Source organism: Fluviispira vulneris (assembly GCF_014281055.1).
In the GTDB taxonomy this organism is placed as follows: domain Bacteria; phylum Bdellovibrionota_B; class Oligoflexia; order Silvanigrellales; family Silvanigrellaceae; genus Silvanigrella; species Silvanigrella vulneris.
In genome coordinates this window covers 58,827-85,821 of sequence record NZ_JACRSE010000007.1, presented here as the reverse complement: position 1 = coordinate 85,821, position 26,995 = coordinate 58,827, and the positions used below count along the sequence as shown (strand labels likewise).

The 26,995-nt window shown below is 33.5% G+C and carries 25 protein-coding genes; 22 read left to right on the top strand and 3 right to left on the bottom strand.

The features are described 5' to 3' along the window. The 6 genes from H7355_RS15950 to H7355_RS15155 form a co-directional block, all read left to right on the top strand. Positions 1-2,376: DNA/RNA non-specific endonuclease (locus H7355_RS15950; protein WP_222435736.1), on the top strand; the 2,376-nt coding region annotated here is incomplete at its 5' end. Between the two features lies 1 nt (position 2,377). Continuing rightward, positions 2,378-2,695 carry an immunity protein YezG family protein gene (locus H7355_RS15175; RefSeq protein ID WP_186649857.1) on the top strand — a complete coding sequence of 106 codons (318 nt, stop codon included), beginning with the start codon at positions 2,378-2,380 and terminating at the stop codon, positions 2,693-2,695. 810 nt (positions 2,696-3,505) lie between these two features. Further along, the gene (locus H7355_RS15170; protein ID WP_186649854.1) at positions 3,506-6,388 is read left to right on the top strand and encodes a DNA/RNA non-specific endonuclease; all 2,883 of its coding nucleotides are present in this window, start codon (positions 3,506-3,508) and stop codon (positions 6,386-6,388) included. A gap of 2 nt (positions 6,389-6,390) precedes the next feature. Continuing rightward, positions 6,391-6,708 carry an immunity protein YezG family protein gene (locus H7355_RS15165; RefSeq protein ID WP_186649851.1) on the top strand — a complete coding sequence of 106 codons (318 nt, stop codon included), beginning with the start codon at positions 6,391-6,393 and terminating at the stop codon, positions 6,706-6,708. A 523-nt stretch (positions 6,709-7,231) separates the two neighbouring features. Further along, positions 7,232-7,825 (top strand): hypothetical protein, encoded by a 594-nt coding sequence (locus H7355_RS15160; RefSeq protein WP_186649848.1) that lies wholly within the window; start codon positions 7,232-7,234, stop codon positions 7,823-7,825. A gap of 125 nt (positions 7,826-7,950) precedes the next feature. After that, a complete protein-coding gene (locus H7355_RS15155; RefSeq protein ID WP_222435735.1) occupies positions 7,951-8,373 on the top strand; it encodes a hypothetical protein in 423 nt (140 codons plus the stop codon). A gap of 92 nt (positions 8,374-8,465) precedes the next feature. On the opposite strand, the gene H7355_RS15150 is transcribed toward H7355_RS15155, so the two are convergent. After that, positions 8,466-10,631, bottom strand: a complete 2,166-nt coding sequence (locus tag H7355_RS15150; RefSeq protein ID WP_186649842.1) for a DUF455 family protein — start codon at positions 10,629-10,631, stop codon at positions 8,466-8,468. A gap of 163 nt (positions 10,632-10,794) precedes the next feature. Between H7355_RS15150 and H7355_RS15145 the strand changes: the two genes are divergently transcribed. The 15 genes from H7355_RS15145 to H7355_RS15075 are packed head-to-tail and all read left to right on the top strand — an operon-like array spanning position 10,795 to position 24,012. Next, positions 10,795-11,598: a flagellar basal body-associated FliL family protein gene (locus H7355_RS15145; RefSeq protein ID WP_186649839.1), complete on the top strand. Its 804-nt coding sequence runs from the start codon at positions 10,795-10,797 to the stop codon at positions 11,596-11,598. A 3-nt stretch (positions 11,599-11,601) separates the two neighbouring features. Then, positions 11,602-12,579: a flagellar motor switch protein FliM gene (gene fliM, locus H7355_RS15140; protein ID WP_186649823.1), complete on the top strand. Its 978-nt coding sequence runs from the start codon at positions 11,602-11,604 to the stop codon at positions 12,577-12,579. Between the two features lies 1 nt (position 12,580). Beyond that, a complete protein-coding gene (fliN, locus tag H7355_RS15135; RefSeq protein WP_186649820.1) occupies positions 12,581-13,021 on the top strand; it encodes a flagellar motor switch protein FliN in 441 nt (146 codons plus the stop codon). A gap of 26 nt (positions 13,022-13,047) precedes the next feature. Then, complete coding sequence (locus tag H7355_RS15130) at positions 13,048-14,058, top strand: flagellar biosynthetic protein FliO (protein ID WP_186649817.1); 1,011 nt, start codon at positions 13,048-13,050, stop codon at positions 14,056-14,058. Positions 14,059-14,082: 24 nt separating this feature from the next. Further along, the gene (gene fliP / locus H7355_RS15125; RefSeq protein WP_186649814.1) at positions 14,083-14,916 is read left to right on the top strand and encodes a flagellar type III secretion system pore protein FliP; all 834 of its coding nucleotides are present in this window, start codon (positions 14,083-14,085) and stop codon (positions 14,914-14,916) included. An 11-nt stretch (positions 14,917-14,927) separates the two neighbouring features. Continuing rightward, on the top strand, positions 14,928-15,206 hold the full coding sequence (fliQ, locus tag H7355_RS15120) for a flagellar biosynthesis protein FliQ (RefSeq protein ID WP_186649795.1): 279 nt from the start codon (positions 14,928-14,930) through the stop codon (positions 15,204-15,206). Positions 15,207-15,212: 6 nt separating this feature from the next. Continuing rightward, entirely contained in the window at positions 15,213-16,031 is an 819-nt protein-coding gene (locus H7355_RS15115) for a flagellar biosynthetic protein FliR (RefSeq protein WP_186649792.1), read from the top strand. 14 nt (positions 16,032-16,045) lie between these two features. After that, a complete protein-coding gene (locus H7355_RS15110) occupies positions 16,046-17,137 on the top strand; it encodes an EscU/YscU/HrcU family type III secretion system export apparatus switch protein (RefSeq protein WP_186649789.1) in 1,092 nt (363 codons plus the stop codon). A 3-nt stretch (positions 17,138-17,140) separates the two neighbouring features. Further along, positions 17,141-19,255, top strand: coding sequence for a flagellar biosynthesis protein FlhA (gene flhA / locus H7355_RS15105; protein ID WP_186649785.1), 2,115 nt, complete (start codon positions 17,141-17,143; stop codon positions 19,253-19,255). A gap of 32 nt (positions 19,256-19,287) precedes the next feature. Beyond that, positions 19,288-20,691: a flagellar biosynthesis protein FlhF gene (flhF, locus tag H7355_RS15100; RefSeq protein WP_186649768.1), complete on the top strand. Its 1,404-nt coding sequence runs from the start codon at positions 19,288-19,290 to the stop codon at positions 20,689-20,691. A gap of 26 nt (positions 20,692-20,717) precedes the next feature. Next, the gene (locus H7355_RS15095) at positions 20,718-21,635 is read left to right on the top strand and encodes a MinD/ParA family ATP-binding protein (protein ID WP_186649751.1); all 918 of its coding nucleotides are present in this window, start codon (positions 20,718-20,720) and stop codon (positions 21,633-21,635) included. A 17-nt stretch (positions 21,636-21,652) separates the two neighbouring features. Further along, positions 21,653-22,474 (top strand): sigma-70 family RNA polymerase sigma factor, encoded by an 822-nt coding sequence (locus H7355_RS15090; RefSeq protein WP_222435734.1) that lies wholly within the window; start codon positions 21,653-21,655, stop codon positions 22,472-22,474. A gap of 27 nt (positions 22,475-22,501) precedes the next feature. After that, entirely contained in the window at positions 22,502-22,894 is a 393-nt protein-coding gene (locus H7355_RS15085; protein WP_130605935.1) for a response regulator, read from the top strand. Positions 22,895-22,939: 45 nt separating this feature from the next. Further along, on the top strand, positions 22,940-23,407 hold the full coding sequence (locus tag H7355_RS15080; RefSeq protein ID WP_186649747.1) for a hypothetical protein: 468 nt from the start codon (positions 22,940-22,942) through the stop codon (positions 23,405-23,407). After that, on the top strand, positions 23,404-24,012 hold the full coding sequence (locus tag H7355_RS15075) for a hypothetical protein (RefSeq protein ID WP_186649744.1): 609 nt from the start codon (positions 23,404-23,406) through the stop codon (positions 24,010-24,012). The genes H7355_RS15080 and H7355_RS15075 overlap by 4 nt, the downstream gene beginning before the upstream one ends. 2 nt (positions 24,013-24,014) lie before the next feature. Here the strand turns inward: H7355_RS15075 and H7355_RS15070 are convergent, their stop codons facing one another. Next, positions 24,015-25,064 (bottom strand): substrate-binding domain-containing protein, encoded by a 1,050-nt coding sequence (locus tag H7355_RS15070; RefSeq protein WP_186649740.1) that lies wholly within the window; start codon positions 25,062-25,064, stop codon positions 24,015-24,017. 34 nt (positions 25,065-25,098) lie between these two features. Continuing rightward, positions 25,099-26,160, bottom strand: coding sequence for a substrate-binding domain-containing protein (locus tag H7355_RS15065; RefSeq protein ID WP_186649738.1), 1,062 nt, complete (start codon positions 26,158-26,160; stop codon positions 25,099-25,101). Positions 26,161-26,471: 311 nt separating this feature from the next. Between H7355_RS15065 and H7355_RS15060 the strand changes: the two genes are divergently transcribed. Beyond that, a complete protein-coding gene (locus tag H7355_RS15060) occupies positions 26,472-26,990 on the top strand; it encodes a hypothetical protein (protein ID WP_186649735.1) in 519 nt (172 codons plus the stop codon). The last annotated feature ends 5 nt before the right edge of the window (positions 26,991-26,995 follow it).

The following is a 26,995-nucleotide window of genomic DNA, read 5'->3' as shown; positions in this document are numbered from 1 at the left end:
CAATCTGGAATTCAGGCTGGTGATGGTGGATATCAAATAAAAGTAAAAGGCCACACCCAACTCGATGGTGGAGTGATAGCAAGTAGTAAAAAGGCAGAAGAAGAAAAATTAAATATTCTGGATACAGGGACATTTAATTACCAAGATATCAACAATGAAGCTTGGTTCAAAGCTATGCAGATTACGGGAGGAATTAATGTCGATTATGTAGGAGGAGTGTCAGCCGTTCCGCCAGTTCCTTTGTATTCTTCAGACGCGCATTCTAACGTAACAAAAAGCACAGTAGGAAAAGGAAACATAATAATTCGTGATGAAGCAGGGCAACTTGCTCTGACAGGAAAAACATCACAAGAAATAATTGCAGGAGTTAATCGTAACAGCGAGGATTCCCACAAACCATTAGAAGTGATATTTGATGAAGAAAAAATTCGGGCAGAATTTGAAATAGTAAAAAGTTTTTCAAAAGAACTGGGAACCTTCATACAGAATAAAATGAAGAGTGAGCAAGCTTATGAAAAAGAGCTTGAAGAAAGATTAAATGCAGGTGAAAGCAAAGACTCCCCATCAGTTATAGATTTGGAAAATAAAATAGAAGACTTAAAAAAATGGGCACCCGGTGGCACTTATAGACAGATAAGCACTGCTTTAACAGCAGCCTTAAGCGGAAATGTGGGTGGAACCAATATTGCTTTTGTTCAATCTTTTGCTGCAAATTATCTCCAGAGTTTAGGCGCAGAGAAAATAAAAGAGATAGCAGACAATATAGGTGGCGAAGGTTCACCAGGACATATTGCTCTGCATGCTCTGTTGGGGTGTGCCGCCGGGAGCGTAACAAATACGTGTGCAGAAGCCGCCATGGGTGCAGCCGCAGGCGTTGTGGTGAACTCCTTACTAGATGATCCTACAGAATTGGATCCTGTTCAGCGAGAGAAAAGAAAAGATTTAGTCACAAGTATTATTGCCGGAATTGCCACAGGTCTTGGTAGCGAAAATGTTGCAGCAATTACAAACTCCACTCAGATTGAGACGGAGAATAATTTTTTAAATTTTATGGTTAAAGGCGGCGAAGTAGTGCTAATGATAGCGGGCCGCATGCTTACCGTTTATACAGCAAATGAAATAGCTGAAGATTTACTCTCTGTAACAGAAGGAAATCGTAGTTTTGATGATTTAGCAAAAGAATATGGCGAAGATTTTGTTGTCAATTACATTGTAGATAAATCGACAAAAAGTGCGTTTAAAATAATTAGAAAATCTAAAGTAGGTCAAAGATTAGAAAATAAATATGAAGAAATTGCAGAAAAAGGCAAAGAATGGCTGATAAAGAAAGGTTATAAACCTGAATATATAAAATTAAAGGAAAAGCAATATGCAGATATTAATGCATTAGCTACAGGAGATACATCGGTAGAAATTTTAATTAAAGAAAATGGTATAGATTATGTAATCAATGATTTATCTAAGATAAGAAGAGACAAAGGGATAGATTTGATAAAGTCCCCAGGTGGAAATTGGGTAGTAAAAGTAACAGATCCAGAGACGAAATATTACACACTCGTAACACCTAAACCATCAGTAGGATTGACTTATCAAAATATTGAAGAAAGCAAGTATTTAAAAGAAATCATCGAAGGAAAAACAACTTGGCAAGAACTAGTTGATAAAAAAGGCATAGATTATGTAGAAAAATTAGTAAAAAGTAAGCAATCAGAAGAGTATTGGAAAAACGAACTCGTCAATCCAGGTCTCACGATAAAAGGGGATAAAGAAAACGAAATCTTTAAGAAATGGGACGAAGGCAAAAATTATTTGGTCAATATCGACCCAAAGTTAAAAGACAAAGGTAGTGTTTTAGGAGATCAATCTCCTTATTCATCAAGGGAAGTTAAAGAAGTAATTGGTCTAACTTCAGGTAAAAAAGGGAGTTGGAATATAGAGCTTAATAATCCAAAACCAAATAAAATTTATAATGTTGACAATACGCAAACTTTTGAGACAGACCATTTAGGACGAGCAATTCGTGTTGAAGGGACTATTTTACCTGCATCAAAGGATAGAAATACTTATCAGCAAAATAAAGTTGGCAAGTTAGGAAATCCTGCGGATGAAGGAGGACATTTAATTGCAACTATACTTGGAGGACCAGGTGAAAAAATAAACTTGGTACCTATGGATGGAAATCTAAATAAAGGAGAATGGAAAAAGATGGAAAACTTATGGGCAACTGCAAAAAAAGAAGGTAAAGAGGTGAATGTTAAAATTGAACCAACTTATTCTGGTGATTCTAAACGCCCCGAAAAATTTAGGGTAGAATATTTGATAAGTGGTGACAGACCAGTCGAAATATTTTTTAAAAACACTACTAGGGGTAAATAAAATGAGCCATGATATCAATATTTATAATAAAATTGGAATTATTTTAATGGATATGGCTCTTAAAAATTCAAAGTTTATTTTGATGAGAGCTGAATTGTCTCAAGAAAATGATGTTTGTAAATTTGAATTTGACTGCATTGATAATGAAAATCAATTAAAATGGTTAACAGCAGGAAATGAATATGGATCACAATTAAATGATTTACTTGTAGAACTGCGTCAATTTTATATTTCACAAAATCAGCCTTCTTGGAAAGGTTGTGAATTTAGAGTTAACTTAGAAACTGGGAAATATAGCATAGATTTTATTTATGATTAATAAATAAAAAAATGGATATTAATTACTATATCATTTCTATTGGAATAAGTAATTATTTTTCTAGAAGCTTTCCAAAATGATTAAGCCACCAAGTAATCATTATGAATATTGAATTTTTTAATAAATATTAAGCAATGCGCCATCCATATAAAATTCTCAAATAGTTTAGGGTCTCGCTCATACCGAACATTAACTTTTCGATAATTATTTAAATGCGCATTTATTCTTTCAACGGTGTGCCGCTTTTTAAGTCTTAGTACCTCCCGTACATCTTGGGTAAGGTTTTTACGATTTAGTTTATGCTATGCAACAAGACTTATTCCTAACTTTTTGCACTCAAGATCTAGTTTATCAGAGTTGTATGCACTATCTGCAAGTATATATTTAGATTTGGTAAGTGATACGGGTTTTTTTATGGTTTTCATTAGATGGTGTGACTGATGTGGATTATAAAAAATCTATATTTAGAGAATCTAAGCCCCTTCCTTATCTACCATTTGCATGACTTTTGTTCCCTTTCCAATTTTAGTTTTCCCGATCATTGCTTCGCCCTTACTGCATTTATAAAAGTTCCATTTACTGTAACTGTAATTAGATTTGCATTAAAGTATTTTTTATAGCTTTCAAAAAACTGCATGTAGATTAGATATATTTGAAAGCAGCCACCAAAAAGAACTCTCAATTAAAGGTATAAATACAGCTGGTAGTAATATTCTACTCAGCACAGGGCAGACACTTAAAAGTTCATATGAAAATTCACAAAAAACCACTGATCCACGGATGCAGGCACTGGCTACTCTGGCTGCAGGGATGAGCGTTTCAAATTCCTTAAATGCTTTAGGAATAGATCCTAAAAGCATAGCCAGCGTTAAGGTAACGGAAACATATGGGGAGAGTTATTCAGGTATTTCTAATGAGTCAAAGTCACAAATAGCAAAAGAATCGGGCTTTCTTGCTGGTGGAAATATTAATTTACATGCGTGGGGTGCAGGCAAAGAGAGCACTATCGATATCATCGGTTCCCGAGTTCAAGCAGGAAATATTTTAAAATTAAAAGCTGAAGGAGATATTTTAGCAAAAGCATCACAAAATATAATAGAAAATAAAAATAAAAGTGAGTCTTTTAATTGGGATATTGGAGTTGGAACTGTTTTAGGTGCAGATACAAATGGGATCACTCTTGAAGGATCGATTTCTGGCAACAATGGCGACACAGCAAGTAAACAAGTTATACAGAATAATTCACATATTATCGGCAGTAAAAAAATAATTATTGAATCTGGCGGTGATACTAACCTCATTGGTGCAGTGGTAAAAGGCGAGCAAGTTAGCGGAACAGTCGATGGAAATCTTTATATTAAAAGTTTACAGGACTATCATACAAGTCTTGCAAAAAATTATGAGTATTCTGCGAATGCGAGTGTTTGTATTCCTCCAATCTGTGCAGGTGCAAGTTCGGGCGGAGCGCTTTTTGGAATTACAAATATTACAAGTCATTACCAGAGCGTTATCGAGCAATCTGGAATTCAGGCTGGTGATGGTGGATATCAAATAAAAGTAAAAGGCCACACCCAACTCGATGGTGGAGTGATAGCAAGTAGTAAAAAGGCAGAAGAAGAAAAATTAAATATTCTGGATACAGGGACATTTAATTACCAAGATATCAACAATGAAGCTTGGTTCAAAGCTATGCAGATTACGGGAGGAATTAATGTCGATTATGTAGGAGGAGTGTCAGCCGTTCCGCCAGTTCCTTTGTATTCTTCAGACGCGCATTCTAACGTAACAAAAAGCACAGTAGGAAAAGGAAACATAATAATTCGTGATGAAGCAGGGCAACTTGCTCTGACAGGAAAAACATCACAAGAAATAATTGCAGGAGTTAATCGTAACAGCGAGGATTCCCACAAACCATTAGAAGTGATATTTGATGAAGAAAAAATTCGGGCAGAATTTGAAATAGTAAAAAGTTTTTCAAAAGAACTGGGAACCTTCATACAGAATAAAATGAAGAGTGAGCAAGCTTATGAAAAAGAGCTTGAAGAAAGATTAAATGCAGGTGAAAGCAAAGACTCCCCATCAGTTATAGATTTGGAAAATAAAATAGAAGACTTAAAAAAATGGGCACCCGGTGGCACTTATAGACAGATAAGCACTGCTTTAACAGCAGCCTTAAGCGGAAATGTGGGTGGAACCAATATTGCTTTTGTTCAATCTTTTGCTGCAAATTATCTCCAGAGTTTAGGCGCAGAGAAAATAAAAGAGATAGCAGACAATATAGGTGGCGAAGGTTCACCAGGACATATTGCTCTGCATGCGCTGTTGGGGTGTGCCGCAGGGAGCGTAACAAATACGTGTGCAGAAGCCGCCATGGGTGCAGCCGCAGGCGTTGTGGTGAACTCCTTACTAGATGATCCTGCAGAGTTGGATCCTGTTCAGCGAGAGAAAAGAAAAGATTTAGTCACAAGTATTATTGCCGCAATTGCCACAGGTCTTGGTAGCGAAAATGTTGCAGCTATTACGAACTCCACTCAGATTGAGACGGAGAATAATAACTTAAGAACAGCTTTGAACTTTGTTGAATTAGCTAAAGAAATTCGATATGAAAGTATTATAAATAATTCAAATAAACTTAAAAAAAATATTTCAGAAAAAATATCAGAAGTAGCAACTGCTGGAGAATATATATTATCATTTGATGAATTTGTTAAAGAAATATCAATGGTATCTGAACGCAAAAAAAGATTTGAAGATCTTGTATCGGAATATGGAGAAGAGGCAGTTGCAGAATTAATATTAAATAAAACATTAGTTAGAGTATTAGATAATTACAAGGATCCCGCTGTCGCAATTATAGTAAAAAATTGGATTGAAAATTTTCAGTCTAGAGGAGAAGATTGGCTAGAAAAAAATAATCTTTCAAAAGATGAACAGAAATTATTGACCAAGCAATATGATGATACTTATAAATTATTAACAGGAAAAAAATCTCTAGAATCTGTATTAAAAGAACAAGGCGAAAATTATTTAATAGAGATAGGCAATGAAGTTAGGAAAAAAGGTTTAAAAATAGAAAAGAGTATAAATGGAGATTGGGTCTTATTGTATCAAGATGTTAAAAGAGGAAAATATTTACCTTCAAATACTCATTTAGAAATTGAAAGGCCTAAGTTAATTCATGAATATATAGGTAAGCAAGGCGAAGAAGATTTCATCAAATTAAAATCTGGAGATAATGGAAACTGGAATCCGGAACTCAGAAATCCTCAAAAAAATTCAAAATATTTAGTTGACAATAGTACAGTTTATGAGACAGATGATCAAGGTAGAGTTAAATTTGTATTTGCAGAACTAAAATTGCAAAATAAAGATAGATATAGCTATGAGCAAACAAAAGTAAGAAAACAAGGAAATCCTGGAGATGAAGGGGGGCATTTAATTGCCAATCGCTTTGGGGGGCCAAGTGAAGCCATCAACTTAGTGCCAATGGATTCAAATTTAAATCGTCGTGAATGGAATAAAATGGAAAATCTTTGGGCGGATGCCTTGAAGTTAGGGGATAGAGTTGAAGTGAAGATTATACCAGTGTATTTGAGCAATGGAAAGAGGCCAGATGAGTTTAAAGTCCAGTATAAAATTGGAAATAATAAGTCTGTAGAAAAAAACTTTAACAATTCTCCAAAAGGAAAATAGCAATGACGAAAGATCAAGAAATATATCAAAAAATTGCACAAATTTTGCATAATATTATTCCAGAAGATGGTAAAATAATTATAATGAAATCTGAATTAGTAAAAGAAAATGATTGTGCTACATTTAATTTCGATTATATAAATAATAATGGAGAACAAAATTGGGTAACTGAAACAGGAATTGCAGGCGGAAAATTACGTAGATTACTTGCCGAACTCCGTGAATTTATGATGTCGCAAAATCAACCTTATTGGCAGGGTTGCCATTTTCAATTGGATATAGAAACAGGGAAAATAAGCATAGAATTTATTTATGAATAATAAAATGAGTTAATTTTAATTAAATTACGAAGAAGTATTAATAAATAAATGGTAAATTATAGAGATATAGATTGCCATTTTTTATTTAATAAATTGATCATAACCCAATTTCTGCTAGTATTTCTTCCATATTATCCTTTGTTTTTATTGTGCTTTCAGTCACACTTAAGCTCCTTTTCCAGCTAGACAGAGTAACTGGGTGGAGCTGGTGCTTACACGGGAAAGTACTGATAAACTCAACCCCAAATTGAAATGTTCCTCAAATTTTTCACATTCTTCATGGTACCCGAATCTCCTACATGGGGCTCTGCTAACTTGTCCATTGGCTCCCCTTTTCTTGGTGAAAAAGTGTCAACTTGAAATGGGGGTTATGATCACTTCGTAGTCAAGACAATTAAAATTTATAATGTTAAAAACAAGTTAAATTTTATATTTTTATTAAAATTAAAAATAAATAATAAAAAAAATTGAATTATAATATGTTATATAATATATAAATTATTATAATAATAAGGAGAAGTTAATGAAATTCCATGGTTTAATAAATTATTTATTTTTATCCATTTCAGTAAATATCAATGCCTATACAATGAGCAGTAATGATAATTCATTGATTTATGATTATCATGGAGAACCGCTGATATATTGCAGCGCCTATTTAATGCTTTCTATATCAGAAGAAACTTCAAGTATTGAAAGTTATATTTCGCCAGAAAAATCGATCTTTTCAAGCTATTCTTATTTGTCAAAAGTATCGTCACCTTTAAAAGCAAGAACAAAGTATTTTAAACTAGAACCAGAAGACAATAAGCCATGTGGATCATTCGTTAGAGAAAATGATCTATTTTATTTTACTTTTGCAGGAAATCTAAGCAATTTAAAAATAGATCTTGATAATGGAAGGTATTATCTAGCAAATACGGATCTCATACAACCCAGTCATGCATTTTTTCTATTTAGTTTAGTTCTAAATTCCAACTCAAATTATGTTTTAAGAAATGACTCAAATTTTTTAAAGTGCTCTTCGTATGGGAAATGTGAATTAACTACAGATATTAATGAATCGACGGATATAAAATTTATACAGTTAAATACATTTTACTATCAGAAGGCATAGATATCAATATAATGAAATGCACTATTCTATCCTGATAAAAATTACGTTGCATACTTACTATAAGGACTTTTATGTATTTTTGGAGCATCGAAAAATTAAAATCGCAAATTATTGAAAATAGATTCATGGAAAAAGATAGATTCAAATATTTTTTTGCAACGGGTTTTCTCTTTTCAGCTTTTAATATATTTTTAATGAATGAAGTGGATAATGATGTTAATAGCCAAGTGAGAAATATTTTTTCGAGCTTATTGCTTTTATTGACTTTTTATTTTTCATATGTTGCTAATGGGAGAAGCAAAGGCAGTGACTTTTTAGGTAAATTTGCAAGTATACAGTTTATTTTAATTATTAAATTATTCATTCTTAATTTAATTGCTTATTTTGTATTAGGTTTTATAATAAAGAATTTTTTTAATATTCCTTTTGAAGATGGGAGTGATGCTAAAAATATTTTCAATTTATTATATTATTCTTTTATTGATATCATATTATTTTGGAGAACATATTATCATATGAAAGATATAAAAAGAAGGCAAATAAGTTGATACAAAAAACTTCTATGAATATATTAATCTTCGACTAAAAACTCAGCATAACACTGATCCCTAACTCTTATGGAAACCAAAACTTTTTAACTTCACTGCAAAATTTTTAGCCCTGAAAAACTCATAAATTCCTGTAGAACTGTTTTGCCAACAATAAGAGTGGTGAGAACAAATTTTGCTGATTTAGGATCATTGGTAAATAGGATGCCTTCTTTGATCAAGGGTTTTAGGCCATCTTTTTTAATAACAGGAAATTTGTTATGAATCTGAGTGGTAAAATCTTCGAGAGAATGAAAACCGTTCTTAAGAATATCTTCGATCCTAATATGTGCCCAAACTGCAAAAGCACCACTTTGTATGCGTTTTGATATTTCTAAAGCAACCCGTCCCATAGTGTAGCGTGGATTTATTTCGGACAAGACTTTAAATCTAAAACCATATTTCGAGTTTTTATCGCTATAGATAAAAGCATCGATGCCAGCGGGGCCTTCATATTTTGCATTTTTCAATTGCTCTGCAACAAATTCAGCAACGCATTTAAAAAAGGTCAAAATATCCTTATATCCATTGACTGGATTGTACATAAATTTAACGAGATTTTCGTCTAGCTCGTCGGATTTCCTCCCGACAAACGTGGCTTTGTACTGTCCTCTCAGATCGGTCAAGAATCGTGACAATCCTAGCAGAGAAATTTTTTCGCCATCTATTTTAAACTGGTAAGAGAACTCGATGGCTTTATTAAACCAAGGTTCAACGACTAGGGAGTCTTGTTCTTTTAATAATCTTTTAATCCAACTGATTTCGGATTTATCCAGCTTAGTCGATTTTATTCTGCGCATATTTTGTCCCGAAGAACCAAAAGGTGCTTTTAAAACGCACATACTATATTCATTTAAATAAAAAATATCGGCAATGGCATTTTGAGTTTCCTCGAGTGTATGAACAACCCGTCCTAAAGTAACTGCAGTGGGGAGAATATCTTGCATATCTGAAAATTGTGTATTTATTTTTTGTGAAATTTCAGCAGCAAAGCATTTTGAATAGAGCGGTTTGACTTTGCTTGTAAAATATTCATTTGCAAAAATGTTATTTTGGAAAGGATTATTGCCAATTAATTTTTTTTTAAATGGTTTAAACAAATGAATACTTTCAGGACTCCAGCCCCAGGGATTGAGGGATCCATAATAATGCTGTGGAATTTTATCGCTCTTGAAACTTTGCTGACTGTCGTCATACCACTCTGGGAGATCAAAGCCACAATCTTTTAGGGATTGTAAAAACTCGATACTTGGTTTTTCAGGAGTGAGAATAATATCATCTTTTGTTGCAATATATAACATTAGTGAAGAGCAGTCATGTTGAAGATTCTTGACATATTTATTCGACGAAAATCCGATTTTGCCTCTTGCGACTTCGGCTTCACAGGCAGGGTTAAAATAGAATATGTGGGGAGGTCTGCCTTTTGAGGAAGAATAAATAGAGAGTTCGTTAATGTAGTCGTCAGAAAGTCCCGCTAATTTTCTGCCTTCTCGATCATAAATTGTTCCTTTAGCACGCGCAGGACTCAACGGTAACTTTAAAGAGGAAACATATGCATCCCATTGGCTTTGTGCGGGATCGCGCATACGCTCAAACCAAGTGACTCCATGCTTTAGATGACCAATTTCTTCTTTATAAACGATATCTAAAATATTCGCAGTTTTAAGATCATTTATTTTAAGCATCAGATCTTTGTAATATAACGAATAATCAATATTTGCTTGTTCAAAAGTCATGCTCATTTGTGTTACGAAATCCAGCGGGCTTTGCATTTGCGATAAACAATTCCAAAAGAAGTCATTGACAGGAATTTCGCCAAATTCCACATTCAGCTCTTGCATACGGTTTAAATAAAGTGACATATGCTTTTGTTCTTCAAGAATGGTTCTGGCAATTCCCATACGAAAACTTTTGGGTGCATTCGGAAATTTTAACAGAACCAAAGCCATTATTTCCATGGCAAGCAACTCATGATTTGCAAAAAAATGCAGAACAAAACCTCTTTGTTGTTCCGATTTTAACTGTTCATTATTTGGAAATGGCAATTTTTTTTTGAGTTTCATTTTTTCGAAACAAAGATGATTGGGACGGCCGGGAAATTTGGGTGCAATTATTGCCTGATATGAAATATCATCTGTAAGCAATTTTGGTTCCAAAAGTTTGTCATGCGCAATATTTGTCCCAAATAATATTATCTCAGCAAATTCCTTTAATTCCATTATAAATTTCCCTTTAAACAGGCAGAAATTGCTCTCTCTGGAAAAGATTGCCGATCGTTTTTGCGACATTAAGAACAAACCTGCTCAAGCATTTTATGGCAAACTCATTAAAAGAAGGCAATAAAAAATTCACCCATATTTTTATCTTAATTAGGAAGAACGTATGGCAGATGCTGAAGAAAAAAAAGGGGATGCGAAAAAAGATGATAAGGCGAAAGATCCCAATGTAAAGGAAGAGAAAAAAAGTAGATTTGCTTTATTTGCAGGAATTGGCGGGGTTCTTTTAGTCGCACTTGGAGTGGGTGGTTTTTTTGTCTTTAAAACGATCAGCGCAAAGAAACAGATGGCACTCGCTGCGCAAGGTGCAGACGGTGGAGCGATGGCCGATCCCAATGCAGATCCACATGCAGATCCTAAAGCTAAAGATGATCATGGCAAAAAAGATGATCACGGAAAGCCAGATGAAAAGAAGGATGACAAGGGAAAAAAAGATGAGAAAAAAGATGATCACGGAAAGCCAGATGAAAAGAAGGATGACAAAGGAAAAAAGGATGAAAAGAAGGATGACCATGGGAAAAAGGATGATCCGAAGGGAGGGGCTCCAGCTGACCCGAAAGCTGCAGCAGCCGATCCAAAGGCCGACCCAAATAAAGGAACAGCAAACTTTGGTGATACGTTCTCGATTCCGCGCTTGGATTTAAATCTAGGTAACTCAATCGAAAATCGCTTTATAAGAATTGCAATTGCCATTGAATATCGTGGTGGTGAAAATCAAGGGATGGAGCTCAAAAAAAGAGAAGCGCAGATTAAAGACATTATTATTACAGCTGTCACGAGTAAGACAAGATCGGATTTAATTTCAGATAACGGAAAAGAAAGTTTGCGTAGAGAAATTTTAAACAGAGTGAATGAGGTTTCAGATCGCCCTGTTCAAAATGTTTTCTTTACCGAATTCTTTGTGGAGTAAGGAATGGATCAAGTATTAAGTCAAAACGAAGTTGACGCCTTATTAAATGCAGTATCAGACGGACGAGTCGAAGGACCTGATGCGGGAAAGCAGGATGCATCTGGTATTGTGCATTATGATTTAGCGAATCAAGATAGAATTATTCGTGGGCGCATGCCTACACTTGATATTATTCACGATCGTTTCATTCGCTTATTTCGTATTTCTTTATCTGCTGCACTCAGAAAAGTAGCAAATATTGGTGTGAATAGCTCTGGACCAATTAAATTTGGTGAATTTATGAATTCACTTCCATTGCCGAGCTGTTTAAATATTTTGCGCATCGAGCCTCTGCGCGGTTCTGCAGTGATGGTTATAGAAAGTAAACTTCTATATGCGCTTGTTGATAGTTTATTTGGTGGAAATGATGTTCCTTATACAAAGATTGAAGGTAAAGATTTTACTCAAATAGAAATTAAAGTCGCTAGACGTATTGTTATGTCTGCTGTTGATGATCTGGAAAAAGCTTGGGCACCTGTTTTTCCAATTAAAATTTCTTATTCACGTACAGAAATAAACCCACAATTTGTTGCAATTGTCCCTCCAAGTGACGTGGTTATTTCAACTGCATTTGATATTGAACTTGAAAAAATGAGTGGTTCAATAAAATTAGTCATACCTTATTCAACTCTTGAACCTATTAAATCGAAATTGAGTGTTGGATTTCAGAATGAACAATTAGAAGTTGACCATATATGGATTAATAGAATTAAATCTCAGTTGATGGGAACGAGTGTTAACTTAACTGTTAACTTAGGAAATTGTTGGATCAACTTGAGAGATTTAATGGAAATAGCCCGTGGAGATGTTCTTATTCTAGAAAGAGATTGTGACAAAGCACTCGATGTAATGGTTGAAGGTATTCATAAATTTAGAGGTATACCTGGAATTATAAGAGGTAATAAAGCAATTAAAATAACAGAATTAATTGGAGATAATTGATATGGCTGATTTAAATGAAGGATTTCGACCCGAAGATTTTGGTTTAGGTGATGAAGGAGCGGAGGGAGAGGCTCCAGCTGCAGAAGCTGCTCCTGCAGAAGCAAGTTCGGGTGGTGGCGGAGGGAATTCTTCTCAAGCCAAAGATGATGAGTCATTAAAAAATCTTGATATCTCACGCATGAAAATGGTTCTTGATGTTCCTTTAAAAGTCACAGTTGAGCTAGGCAGAACAAAACTTCTTGTCAATGATTTATTACAATTGGGGCAAGGCTCTGTCATTGAACTTGATAAAATGGCAGGTGAACCAATGGAAATTTATGTGAACGATAAGCTTGTGGCAATGGGAGAAGTTGTCGTTGTTAATGAAAAATTTGGAGTGCGTCTCACTGACGTAATGAGCGGTGTTGGAATGGATGCATCTTCATCAGGAGATTCTGTTTGATAGCGCGTTGGATAAAAGGGGAATTTATGAAATTTATATTTATTTTCTTTAATTTAATTTTTATTAGTAATAGTATTTTTGCTCAACCTTCCAACGAAGCTATAGTTCCACCCATTCAATTTCCAGAGCAAAAAATAGAAGAAACTGTTCAGAAATCTGAGCTAGAAAAAGGTATATCTAACGCTGAAAAAATAAAAGAAATTAATTTAGAGAATCAAATGCAAATGATTCTCTCAAATAAAACCCCTGAAAATGATGCAATGAAAAATTTAAAGACTGAGTTAGAAACTAAAAAAAGCAAATCGAGTGAAAAGATAAAGACCAAAGAAAGTGATTATGATTTTTTAAAGGAAGACACTCCTAAAAATAAATCAGGATCTGATTTATTAAAGTTTTTTACTTTAGCAATATGTTTTATTTCAATCATAGCTGTATGTGGTTACTTTCTTGTAAAAATGAAAAAACGCGGGTCATTTGCATTGACTCGCCCCGATAAAATCATGGACGTTGTATCGAGTTTGTCCATTTCACCAAAAAGACAAGTATTAATCTTAAGAATTCGTGATCAAGAGATCGTAGTATCCAATACAGAAGCTGGCATTAATTTTTTGACTGAAATAAGCGGAAATAGTGGATATCAAAGTAAACAGATAACTGAAAAAAAGCCAAATCTTATCAGTGATAAAATGACTTTTTCTAAATCAGACCGTTCCTTTGTAGAAAAACCAGAGCTTAGAAAAGAAATTGTAACGAATAACTCTGACAAAGTTGCTGAAAAGAAATCGGACATTCTTTTAAAAGCATTAAAAAGTTTGAATGCGAATTCTCTTACTCAAAAGTTGAAAAATAGTGAGGAAAAAAATGGAGAGAAAATTGGTGATGAAAATAAACCAGGAAATTTTCCTAAGTATTTAGCTAATCAATTTGAAGCAGAAAGTAAAAAGGATTTAAAAAAGAAAGAAGAAGATGGTGATAGTGTAGAAAATGTTACCAATTTAATTAGGGAAAAGCTTCGCTCGATGAAACCGCTCAACTAACTGAACCAATAAAGAGGAGATGATATGAGAATTATTCTTTGTATTAAGATATTGCTCCTATCATTTTCTATATTTTTTACACAAAGTAATTTTGCACAAAATAAAAATGCTGAACAAAAATCTGAAAAAGCATGGCAAAGAGACAATGCAAATGTACAAAATAAATTGGATCTCAGCAAAAGTCCAATGCCTATTTTTTCAATTAATATTGCCAATGGTGAAAATCAGGATGATTTTGTTCCTGCAATAAAAGTAGTTGCAATTCTCACACTGCTTACTTTTGGGCCAGCAATTTTACTACTAATGAGTTCATTTACGAGAATTCTTATCGTGCTTTCTTTTTTAAGACAAGCATTGGGAATTCCAACTATGCCTCCAAATCAAATTCTAATTGCTCTTTCACTTTTTCTTACTTATTTCATTATGGCACCAACAATAACAAAAATTTATGACTCAGCGGTTGTTCCTTATATGCAAAAAGATATCACAACTCAGCAAGCTCTTGAAGTTGGTCAAAAACCTTTACATGATTTTATGATTGCTCAAGTAAGAAAAGATGATTTAAAATTATTTTATCAAATGAGTAAACTTGAAAGACCAGAGAAAAGAGATGATGTTCCAATGCGTGTATTGGTTCCAGCATTTGTCATTAGTGAATTAAAAATGGCTTTTCAAATTGGTTTTTTAGTTTATCTACCATTTATTGTAATCGATATGATTGTTAGTAGCGTTTTAATGGCAATGGGAATGATGATGCTTCCTCCAACTGTTGTCAGTTTACCTTTAAAATTAATATTATTTGTCGTCGTTGACGGTTGGAATTTATTAGCAGGTTCCTTGATTAAAAGTTTTATTTAGAGGGATAGTTTATGAATAATCAGCAGGTTATCGATATTATTCTTTCTGTTCTCTATATAACAGTAGAAATTTCATTGCCTCTATTAGGAGTTGCCCTTGTTGTCGGTTTACTTGTCAGTGTGTTTCAAGCTGCGACACAAATAAATGAGTCTACATTAAGTTTTCTCCCTAAGATTGCTGCTATGTTGGTTGTACTTATTATTTTGTCGCCTTGGATGTTGAGAAAATTAAATGATTATACTCATAAAATTTATGACAAAATTCCAGAATTATCTAGACAAAATAAGTGAGATTAAATGGATATTTTATCGGTCATACAATTTAAACCTGAAACTTGGCCAATGCCGATAATGGCATTTTTACGGATTACAACTATCTTTTTTTTCTTACCCATTTTTGGAGATCAGGTTGTCCCTATAAGACTCAGAATATTATTGGGTTTAGCATTTACATTTTTTTTATATCCCTTAATTGCGGATAAAATGTACCATACAGATAAATTATTACAATGGAGTGCCGTTACTTTAGCGATGGCTACTTTGCATGAAGTTTTTTTTGGCTTTGCTGTTGGTTTTGCAGCTAAACTTGTTATCTATGCTGTTTCAGTTGCTTCACATACAGTGGGAATAAATATGGGTTTTCAAGTCGCATCCATGTTTAGCCCTGGATTAAATGATCACGAATCATCTTTCTCTGTTATGAAAAATTGGTTTGTCATTATTCTAATATTAACTCTAAATATTCATCATATATTTATTGAAGGAATTGTTAAATCTTTCCTTTCTGTACCAATTGCTGGAATTCCTGATAAAGTAGCTTTAACGAGAGTTGCAGTTTCAGTTATTCAAGAAGCATTTGAACTGGGAATTCGTCTTGCGGCACCTCTTCTTGCGGTGCAGATTTTAATTAATATTTCTTTAGGCTTACTCAATCGAGCACTGCCTTCTTTAAATGTTTTTATTGTCAGCTTTCCACTCAGTTTTCTTATTTCTATGATTATTTTATTCATAAGTATTACATCTTTTATAAGCTTGCTTGGGAATTATGGAATGGAAAAAGAAGTAGCTTGGTTTGAATCTATGCGGCGTGTATTTGTGCCAGTAAATTCGCCATAAGGATATTAGGAAAAATGGAACAACGGGAAGAAAAAGGACAAGAAGATAAAACAGAAGAAGCTACCGAAGAAAAGCGGAACCAATTTCGTGAGGAAGGAAACATAGCAAACCCTCGAGAAATTGTTGCTTGTGTCACTCTTATTTTATTTACTTCTTATTTTTATTTTTCAACTCATAATCTTATTTTTGCTTTTCAGGAATGTTTTCGGCGGGCATGGTATGGTTTCCCGGGGTATTATGTAGATTATTCAAGTTTTTTAAAAATTATTTATTATGCTATTTCTCCAATATTACCACACTTTATTTTTATTGTCTTAGCATGTTCTATTTTACCATCTTTTATTGGATTAGCTGTGACACGTTTCAATTGGTCTTGGAAGAAAATGATATTTAATATTGGAAAATTAAATCCAATTTCAGGATTTGCTAGAATGTTTAGTTTAAATTCATTTGTAGAGTTGGTCAAAGTAGTAACTAAATGTTTGATCTTTAGTATTCTTATTTTTTTAGTTTTAAAAAGCGAAATATTTTCAGCAAGCGAAAACTATTTTTACAATAATTTAGATTATATGAAGAATATAGGTAATTCTATTGCAAAATTAATGTTCGTAATGTGTGCTGCAGGAGTTGTAATTGGAGGTGGTGACTTTTCTTATAATTTTTGGAAAATAAATAGAGATATGAAGATGACAAAGCAGGAGTTAAAAGAAGAAGTTAAAAAGCATGAAGGTGATCCTTTATTAAAATCTCAAAGAAAAAGAATGGCTCGCGATTTTGTTATGAGAAAAAGTTTGAGAGATGTGCCTAAAGCTAGTTTTGTTGTCACAAACCCAGAACATTTTTCAGTAGCTATCCTTTATAAAAAGGGAATGACAGCACCTGTAATCCTAGCAAAGGGACAAGATCTAATTGCATTTAAAATTAGAGAAATTGCGAAACAGCACGATATAATGATTGTAGAAAATAAACCTCTTGCGCGAACTCTTTATAAGACTGTAAAAGTCGGGCAAGAAATACCACCTGTTTTATATCAAAGTGTTATTGAAGTGATCAAATATATTCATAAAATTAGAGGTAGGAAATACTTTGAAAGATTTGAGGCATAGTGTATGGCAAAAAGTTCCACACAAGTCGTTACAAATTCGCAAACTAGTTCACTAACAGCGAAAGCAATTGCAAAAAATCCTGATCTCATTATGGCTGTTGTTGTTGTTGGCACAGTTCTCATGATGATTTTCCCCTTGCCAGTATTTTTTCTTGATTTTTTATTGGCAATAAGCATATCTGTCGCATTAATAATTTTGTTAGTAAGTATTTATATTACTAAGCCACTAGAGTTTGGAGTTTTCCCTACTTTATTATTGATATCCACTCTTTTTAGACTTTCTTTAAACGTTGCGACAACACGAAATATACTTCTACATGGAGCCGATGGAGAAGTTGCTAATTTAGTAGTTGGATTCGGTAAAGTTGTTGTGGGTGGGAATTTTGTAGTCGGTTTTGTCATCTTTATTATTTTAATGGTGATCAATTTTATCGTTATCACTAAAGGTGCAGGACGAGTTGCTGAAGTTGCCGCTCGATTTACATTGGATGCCATGCCTGGAAAACAAATGGCAATCGATGCAGAATTAAATGCAGGCCATATCAATGCTGATGAAGCCAAAAAGAGAAGAAAAGCAGTTGAAAACGAAGCCGATTTTTATGGTGCAATGGATGGTGCGAGTAAATTTGTGCGAGGGGATGCGATTGCAGGAATTATTATTACCGTTGTTAATATAATTGTAGGATTTGCAATCGGTGTTTTAATGCACAATCTTACCCCGCAAGACTCAGCAGCAAAATTCACACTTTTTGCTGTTGGGGATGGATTAATCAGTGCGATACCTGCGCTTATGATTTCCACTGCTGCGGGTATTATCGTAACAAGAGCAACGAGTGAAGGAAATTTAGGAAATGAAGTTTTAAATCAAATTCGTATTCACCCAAAAGCGTTTTATATAGCTGCTGCACTGATTTTTAGTTTAGCTTTAATTCCTGGTTTTCCAAAATTATCATTTTTTATATTGGGATCAATCCTCGTTCTTCTTGGAAGAATGTCGCATAATTGGATTGAAAATAAAAAGAAGACAGAAGAGAGTTTAAAAGATGCCGATGAACGTAAAAAAGATGAAAAAGACGTAAATAATTTAGATAGCATTATGAAAATAGATATGCTTGCTATTGAAGTTGGGCATGGGCTTGTTCCTTTAATAGACCCTGCTCAAGACGGAGAAGTGGTAGATAGAATTCAAGGTATCCGCAAACAATTTGCTCAAGAAATGGGGATTATAATTCCGCAAGTTCAGTTGCGCGACAATCTGCAACTCGATCCTGGATCTTATCAAATACTGTTGAAATCCAATAAAATATGTCAAGGAAATTTAATGGTTGATTATTTTCTTGCAATGGATCCGGGCGGCGTTGATCTTCCTATCAGCGGTGAAACAACTAAAGATCCTGTCTATGGATTGCCTGCAATTTGGGTACACAAACGTGATAAAGATGAAGCTGTATTTAGAGGATATACAGTTGTGAATTGCTCTACAGTTATAGCAACACATGTAACAAAAGTTTTAAAGGAGCATGCGGCAGAACTTATCACGCGGCAAGATATGCAATATTTAATAGATAAATTAAAAGAAACAAATCCAAAAGTAGTCGATGAAGTTCTTCAAGCAGATAGACTTTCATTGGGTGAAATTGTTAAAGTCGTGCAAAACCTGCTTCGTGAAGATGTGTCAGTGCGTGACATTCTTACCCTATTTGAGTGTTTAGCAGATCATTGTAGAATTATTAAAAATCCCGATGTTCTTTCTGAGCAATGTCGCAAAAGTTTTGGCAGAAATATTGTGCAAAAACTTTTGAATGAAAAGGAAGAAGTTTTGGTTGTTACCTTTGATCGTTTGATAGAAGATATTTTAACTGGAGGACTTGTGACAACTGAAAGTGGCACTTCCTACATAAATTTAGATGCAAAAAATGCTCAAGAGATTTTACAAAAATTGATGAAAAGTATTTCCGCCTTTGAGAGAGAAGGCTCTCAGCCAGTTCTTCTCATAAGCGCCAAAATGCGCCAAGCATTTCAACGCTTAGTTTCACGATATATTCCTCATTTAGTTGTTCTATCATACGATGAAATTCCAGGGGATGTTAATATTAAAAATTTAGAAATGATTATTTAAATTTATACTGATTTGTTATGAAGGATTTAAAAATGGAAATTCGAAAGTTTGAATCGTTTTCACTTCAAGACGCAATAAAACTTGTTAAATTAGAGCTTGGCCGTGACGCAATCATTCTTTCTACCAAAGAAAAAGAAATATATTCCGAGGATTTGGATAAAAATTGTCGGATCTATGAAGTCACAGCAACAGCAAATGCAACTATGAATGGGCGTGTGATATCACCAAAATCAGGGCAGAATTTGCCCAAAGTTGATTTTCCAAAAATTAAACCTAAAAATGAAGCAACCGTTGTTAAAGGTGATGCCAAAATATATCGTCCACAAAATAGCCCGAGTCTTGTCAATTTGAACCCTGAAACACGCAATATGGCAAAAACTTTAGCCAGTGCTTTGCAAAAAGAAAATCCTAAAGAAAGGATCTTAGCTCAAGAGCAAAATCGTGGGAAAAATTTTTATGATAATCCTGAAAATATTGAAGATATAGGAGTACTCCGCAACGAAATTTCTAAAGTGAGAAAAGAATTAGAGGCGTTACCTCAAGTTGATATTTCAGAACAAATGCAAGAGATTAAACTTCTATTACATGATATTATGAAAGAAAAATATAAGAAAACTGTCGATGGCTCTAACACGCATATTACAGATATAGGTATAAGGCTCAGAACTGCTGGAGTTTCAGAGAATTTTATCAGTCAACTTTCCACATTTTTAAAAGGTTTAGAAGAACCTAAATTGAGTGAAGAGTTGGTTGCATCTCCAGAAAAAACTAGAGATTTCTATTTAAGTAATGCTATAAAATTTATATTTAAATATTTAAAAGTGACAGGACCATTTCGAATAGAAAATGGTAGAAAAAAAATAATCTGTCTTGTTGGCCCTACAGGGGTTGGTAAAACAACAACAATTGCAAAAATTGCTGCAAAATTAAAAATCACAGATGGAAAATCTGTTGAACTTATTTCGATGGACTCATATAGGATTGCAGCTTCCGATCAATTGCGTGTGTATGCAAAAATATTAGAGTGCCCATTTGCAGAGACAAGTGATAAAAATGAATTATTAAAATATGTCTCAAAAAATAATAATTATGATTATATTCTTATTGATACAGCAGGAATTAGTACCAGATTTAATGAGCAAATGGAATTTTTAAGAAAAATGTTAACTGTTCCTTTACCTATTGAGTTTCATCTCGTCATGTCTTGCACCATGAAGCAAAGAGATATTGATGAAACTATAAGAGGATTTAAATTTTTATCACCAAGCAGTTTGATTTTTACAAAACTTGATGAATCATGGGCATTTGGAGAAATATTAAATAGCAGTGTAAGTGCAAAAATCCCATTAAGTTACTTTACGACTGGTCAACGTGTACCTGAAGATTTGGAAATTGCATCTAAGGAAAGAGTTGTTGAGAGATTGCTAAAGTTATAAATCAGTAAGATTTTAGGAGGGGAGCAGTGTTTGATCAAGCTTCAAGTCTAAGAGAAATAATGAAAAATATAGAGAAAGAAGGTTTGAATAAAATAATTCAACCTCAATTTACACAAAAGATCCCTACTGTTATTGCAGTATCTGGTGGAAAAGGTGGTGTTGGCAAAACTTTGACCACGGCAAATTTAGGGCTGTGTATGGCAAGGCTTGGAATGAGAACATTACTTATTGATGGTGATTTTGGATTAGCAAACTTAGATGTAATTCTAAATTTACGACCCAAATATACTTTAGATGATGTGCTTTGTGGTGAAAGACATCTTAAAGAAATTATCATGACTGGTCCTGAAGGGGTAAGAATTATTCCTTCATCAAGTGGAGTGATGAAAGTACCAGAACTGGATAAGTTACAGAAATTGGTATTACTTGATCAAATTGAAGCTTTAGATGAGGAATTTGATGTTGTGATCATCGATACGCCTGCAGGGGTTTCAAAAAATGTACAATATTGGACGACTTCTGCTGCAGAAATTATAATGGTGGTGACCCCAGAGCCAACAAGTTTGGCAGATTGTTATGCAAGCATAAAAATTCTGGCACAAGTTACTTCTGAAAATTCATTTAAGCTCATCGTAAATATGGCACATAATGATTTAGAAGCAAAAAGAATTTATGAAAAAATATCCACTTTAGCTGATGAATATTTGCAAGTGAGAGTTGAGTATCTTGGATTCATTCCATTTGATGAATCGGTTAGATCATCGGTGAGAGAAAGAGTTCCTTATGTGCAAAGATATCCATTTTCTTTGGCCTCGCAAGGTTTAAGAGATATTTCCCGTCAGATTGTCACGCAAAGTACAGTGGGTCAACTTAAAGGAACAATGCAATTTTTCTGGCGAAGAATGATTGCGGCCAATAATAATGAAGTTTTTGCATATAAATAATGTTTTTTGGAGGCATAATGAGTACATCGGGAGCCACACAAAAAAAACAAATCTTTGTTGATGATAATGCTGAACAACCTAAGCAAAAAAAAGTTGCACAAAATCAAACAAGAGCTGTTCCTTTAACAAGTGATCCGATGAGAAATCAAATCATTATGGATTATGCCCCTCTTATAAAATATATTGCTCAAAAAATCGCAGCGCGTTTACCTTCTAATATAGATTTAGATGATCTTTTTTCTGCAGGTGTTATTGGATTAATGGATGCAATTGATAAATATGACCCAAGCCGAGATAATAAATTTAAAACTTATGCAGAATTTCGAGTGCGTGGAGCTATGTTGGATGAATTGAGAAATCAGGACTGGGTGCCAAGAAGTGTGCGAGAAAGTAACAAAAAAGAAGATAAGGCAAAACTTGAACTGGAACATAAACTTGGCCGACCAGCAACTGAGAGGGAAATTGCTCAGTTTCTTGAGGTTCCCTTAGAGGAATATCAAGAGCGCATGGGAAGGACACGCGTTTCTATGATGAGTCTTGAAGAATTGGGGGGGACTCATTCGAGTGACAAAAAATCGTTACTTGATTGCCTTGAAAATCCAAATTCCAAAAATCCTTTTATTCAATTAAAGAATAAGGGAGTACGTGATATTATTATGAAAACAGTCGAAGAATTGCCAGAAAAACAAAAATTAGTTTTAAGTCTTTATTACTATGAAGACTTAAATTTAAAAGAAATTGGCCGAATATTAGATGTAACAGAATCTCGTGTATCTCAGTTGCATACTCAGGCTGTTCAAAAAATGAAGTTAAAGCTGAGACACCTCTTGCAGGAGTAAGGCTTTTGAGAAAGGAGTGCCTTTAAAATGGTTTATCCAAACCCCCAGATGAATATCCTAATTGTTGATGACTTTCCAACTATGAGAAAAATAGTTAAGAGCGTTCTCAAACAGCTTGGCTATCAAAACATTTCAGAAGCAGAAGACGGACAACTTGCTTTAAATTTTTTGAAGGTCAATCCTCAAATTGAATTTATTGTCAGCGATTGGAATATGCCCAACATGACTGGAATTGAGCTTCTCAAAATGGTGCGCGCCGATCCAAAGCTGAAGCATTTGCCATTTTTAATGGTAACAGCGGAAGCAGATAAAGATAATATTGTTGAAGCAGTAAAAAGCGGTGTGAACAATTATATTGTTAAGCCATTCAATGCTGCAACAATGAAAGAAAAAATTGATAAAATTTTTATTAAGAAATAAAAATTTACACATATAAGTAGAAAATGCTGAATGGAGTTTTTTCTTATGCAAAAAAACCTCACTATTGAGGATATTGAAGAAATTAATCAGGCTGGAGCTTCTGCACAAATACAGCCCACTCCTTTTGATCTCAGACTCATAACTAAAAAAATTCCAATCCGTTTCTGTGAATATAAAATCTCTAATGTTCCAAATAAAATGCTCAACTCAGAGACAGTTGGTATATCAAACAAAGGTATTTTATTTTTATCTACTACAGAATTTAAGAAACAAAACTTACTGCGAATTTGGGTAGAAATTCCAGATTATTGGTCAAGGAAATCCCGGAAAGTAGAATATAGACATACAGAGGCTCCTACCTATTTCCAAATTCTTACTCGTGTCTTAAGCGTTGAAGAATTTTTAAAACGCGGAACTAAATATCAAACTCTTTGTGAAGTGTTAAGTATTGACCCGATTGATGAATCTGTGCTGGAAGATTATTTAAATAACAGTGGAGTGATTCAAAAATGAATTCGATAGCTATTGTGCTATGTATTGGATTTGTTTTTTTAATAATACAATCTATTTTTATCACATTCTGTTTAAGATGGCTTGCCAGCGGCAAACGAAAAAGAGACAAAGAATTTGCAATACTTGATGCTGAAAGAGTTCAATTAATTGAAATGCAATCTGCATTAGCAAAAGAAGTTCAAGATGCTAAAAAATTAGCAAATGAAACCTTAAATAAATTGAGAATAATAGGTTCAGAAGCTCATGCAGAGTGGGAAGATGTGACAAAAAAAATAAATAGCGTATTGCTCGAAGTAGATAAACACTCTGGTATGATTTTGGAAGAAAATTTGTCAAAATTAGCAATGCGGAGTATGTCACTTGAAAAAATTATGAAAGATGCAAGTCAAATAAATGAAAAAATCTTAGACAATACAAGAAAAGCTCAAAAAATTCTTAAATTATTTGATACGAACGTGCCAAGTGAAGAGATATTTAAAGAAATTCAAAGTGATAAATATTTAGAAGCGAAAAAGTTGCTTAGTGATGGGATCGATGCAAGTGCAGTTGTAAAAAAACTTGGTTTAAGCATGTCAGAAGTTCTTTTACTTTCGGCTTACAGGTAATTTTATTTTTTTATTTTCCATATTTTTAAATAATTCTTTTCATAATTTAATTCTGAATCTATTTCACTATCATTTAATTTATCAAGCAATTTTTTTGTTACCAATATGGGTTTGCTAATGAATTTACTATCTTCTTTCCCAGCAAAAGCTCTATTTAGTTCATCAACAAGTTGCCAACCTTGCGAATTTAAAGGTTCAGCTACTGTCGCAATTTGAGTAGATGATCCATAACGGATACGTCTTAAAGCTTTTATAGAGCCATCACCAGCTGAAACACATTTTATATCTTTTCTTCCTATATTAGCGAGAGAAAAATTTATATTATCAAAATAAACATCATTAATTGCTAAAATATGTGTTAGTTTTTTTCCATATTTTTTGTTTAATTTTAATATGACTATAGGAATTTCTTCTTCTGCATTTGATATTAATACATTTTCAACAGATAGGAACTTACAATTAATGCAATTAGATATAAATTCTTTCATAAATTTCGTTTTTGCATTAGCAATTTCAAATTGATTATCGTTAAATATAACCACACCAGCTTTACCATTTGATTCTTTTATAACAAAATCAGCCGCTATCTTTGCAACATCATGTGCGTTTGTAGTTACATTGAAAAATAGACCATTTGTTTTGCCTGCTTTCTCGCTGGCATGCCACCCAACGAGGATAATATTATTTTTTTGGGCTTCAATAAAATAGGGATTATTTTCTTCAATCTGAAAGCCGCCGAGTACAATTGCGTTTGGTTTTGTATCAAGAGCTTCTTTAAATTTTTTTATAAAGGATTCTGTCTGACCTTGGCCGTCTAAAAGCTGTACACTCCACCGTAAATTTTCTGCAGCATTTTTAAAACTTCGAAAAATTGCAGACACACCACCATTTTTCAAATCAGATGAAATAAAAATTACTTTTTTTGACATTTGTACAGGAGGAGCGGATGTAGGTCCCTCCCATTTGGCAAAAATATTCTTATTTATAAGAAATTGAAGAATGAGTAAAATAAGAAACAAAATTATATTTGATTTAGTTCGATATTTTTTCATTATTTTTTTCCTATAAATAATTTCAGTTATCGGGTCACTTATTTTTCTTTTTATTCTGACCCCAAATTTTTATGTATGCATCTTCATAACCCAAACCAGAATCTACATAAGATTTTTTTAATTTTTCTAATAAATTTTTTGTCACGAGCACAGGTTTAGATATAAAGCCACTTGGAGGTTTGCCAGCAAATGCTCTGTTCAATTCATCAGCAAGTTGCCAACCTTGGGAATTCAGAGGTTCAGCTACTGTTGCCAATTGATAAACATAGCCTGCGCGTATTCGAGTCAGAGCCTTGAGTGACCCATCGCCTGCAGAAACATTTCTTATATCCTTCCGTCCAGAATTGGCTAATGCATAATTGATCTTATCGAAATATGAGTCATTTATTGCTAAGGTGTGTGTCCAAGATTTTCCAAATTTTTCATTTAAACGTGGAATTACAGAGAGAATATCTTCACTTGCATTTGCTAATGAGATATTTTCAACAGAAAGCACTTTACATTTTGCACAGCTTTCTATGATTTTACGCATGGCTTCAGTTTTAGCATTGGCAATTGAAAATCTATTGTCGTTCAGAAAAACAACACCCACCTTTTTTTTCCCATCTTTAATCACGTAATCTGCAGCAATTTTTGCAACTTCGTTTGAATCTGTTGTTATATTCGTAAAAATATCTTTATACGGACCAGGTTTATCGCTTATATGCCAGCCAATTAAAATTATTTTTAATTTTTTTGCTTGCTCAATTTCGTCACCGAGTTCTTCTGGAGGAAACCCTCCGAGTACAATTGCGTGAGGTCTTAATTTTAAAGCATCAATAAATAATTTTTTAGTATTACTTTTTCCACCATCAGCATTCATTATTTTGACATTCCACGATAATGCTTCTGCAGCTGCTTCAAAACCGCGATATACCGATGAAACTCCTCCATTCCTAAAATCTGCTGAGATAAAAATGATATTTTTAGTAGGCTGTCCTGGAGGACCTTCTGTCGGCCCTTCCCATTTTGCGAAGATATTTTGTATAAAACATAATTGTATAGTAAAAGAGAATATAGCAATAATGATTATTTTTTTTGCTGACCTATTTTTCATAACAGATGAGCCTCCCTGAATGTTTACTATAAATGACGAAGGTTCTCTTTGGTGTACATTTTATATATTTGAGGATATTTCATTCGAGTTATTATTTCAAGTTTTATAAAATTATGAAAAAATATAGAATAATTTTCAATTTATATTTTTTCAAATTCTGTATTTTAAAAAATATATAAAATGGCTATCTATTTTATAAAGTTTCAAAAAATAATTTGACTTACATGTACTTGTACAATATATATTGAATTGCTGGCCAGCATTTTTTAATAAAATCTACTAATCCATAAATTATTTTAAGGAAAATTATAATGACCATTGCTTTTAATAATGTATTTAAACTTTTTCTTCTTTTTCCTTTTATATTATTTGCAAATGCATATTCCTCTGAAAAAGCATATGTCTATTGCTATTCTCCTCTAGACGATCGATGGGAATGGCTAACGGATAGCAATAGCAACTATGTTACGGCTGATGGAGAATGGAAAACAAAACAAATCGGGACATATTTATTAAAATTTTTTCAAATAACTTCACAGAATTCAGATGAAATCGAATCTTTTAGAAATCAATGTATCACAAAATATGGTAAGTCCTATAAATTTGTTCAACCGACTACAGATAGCAGTTTTGATTTTCATTGGAAGCCATTTGCATTGAGTGATCAGCAAATTGTGAATGGGAGAATTGAAGTCAGAGTCTTTAGGTTTTTAGGAGGTAGGGCATTTAACCATTTTTGTAAAATTACTTTACCCTACTCTCCTGATCAAAGACGCTATTTATCTATACCCAAAATCAATCAATTAATTGGTAATAGATCGTGTAGTTGAGTTTT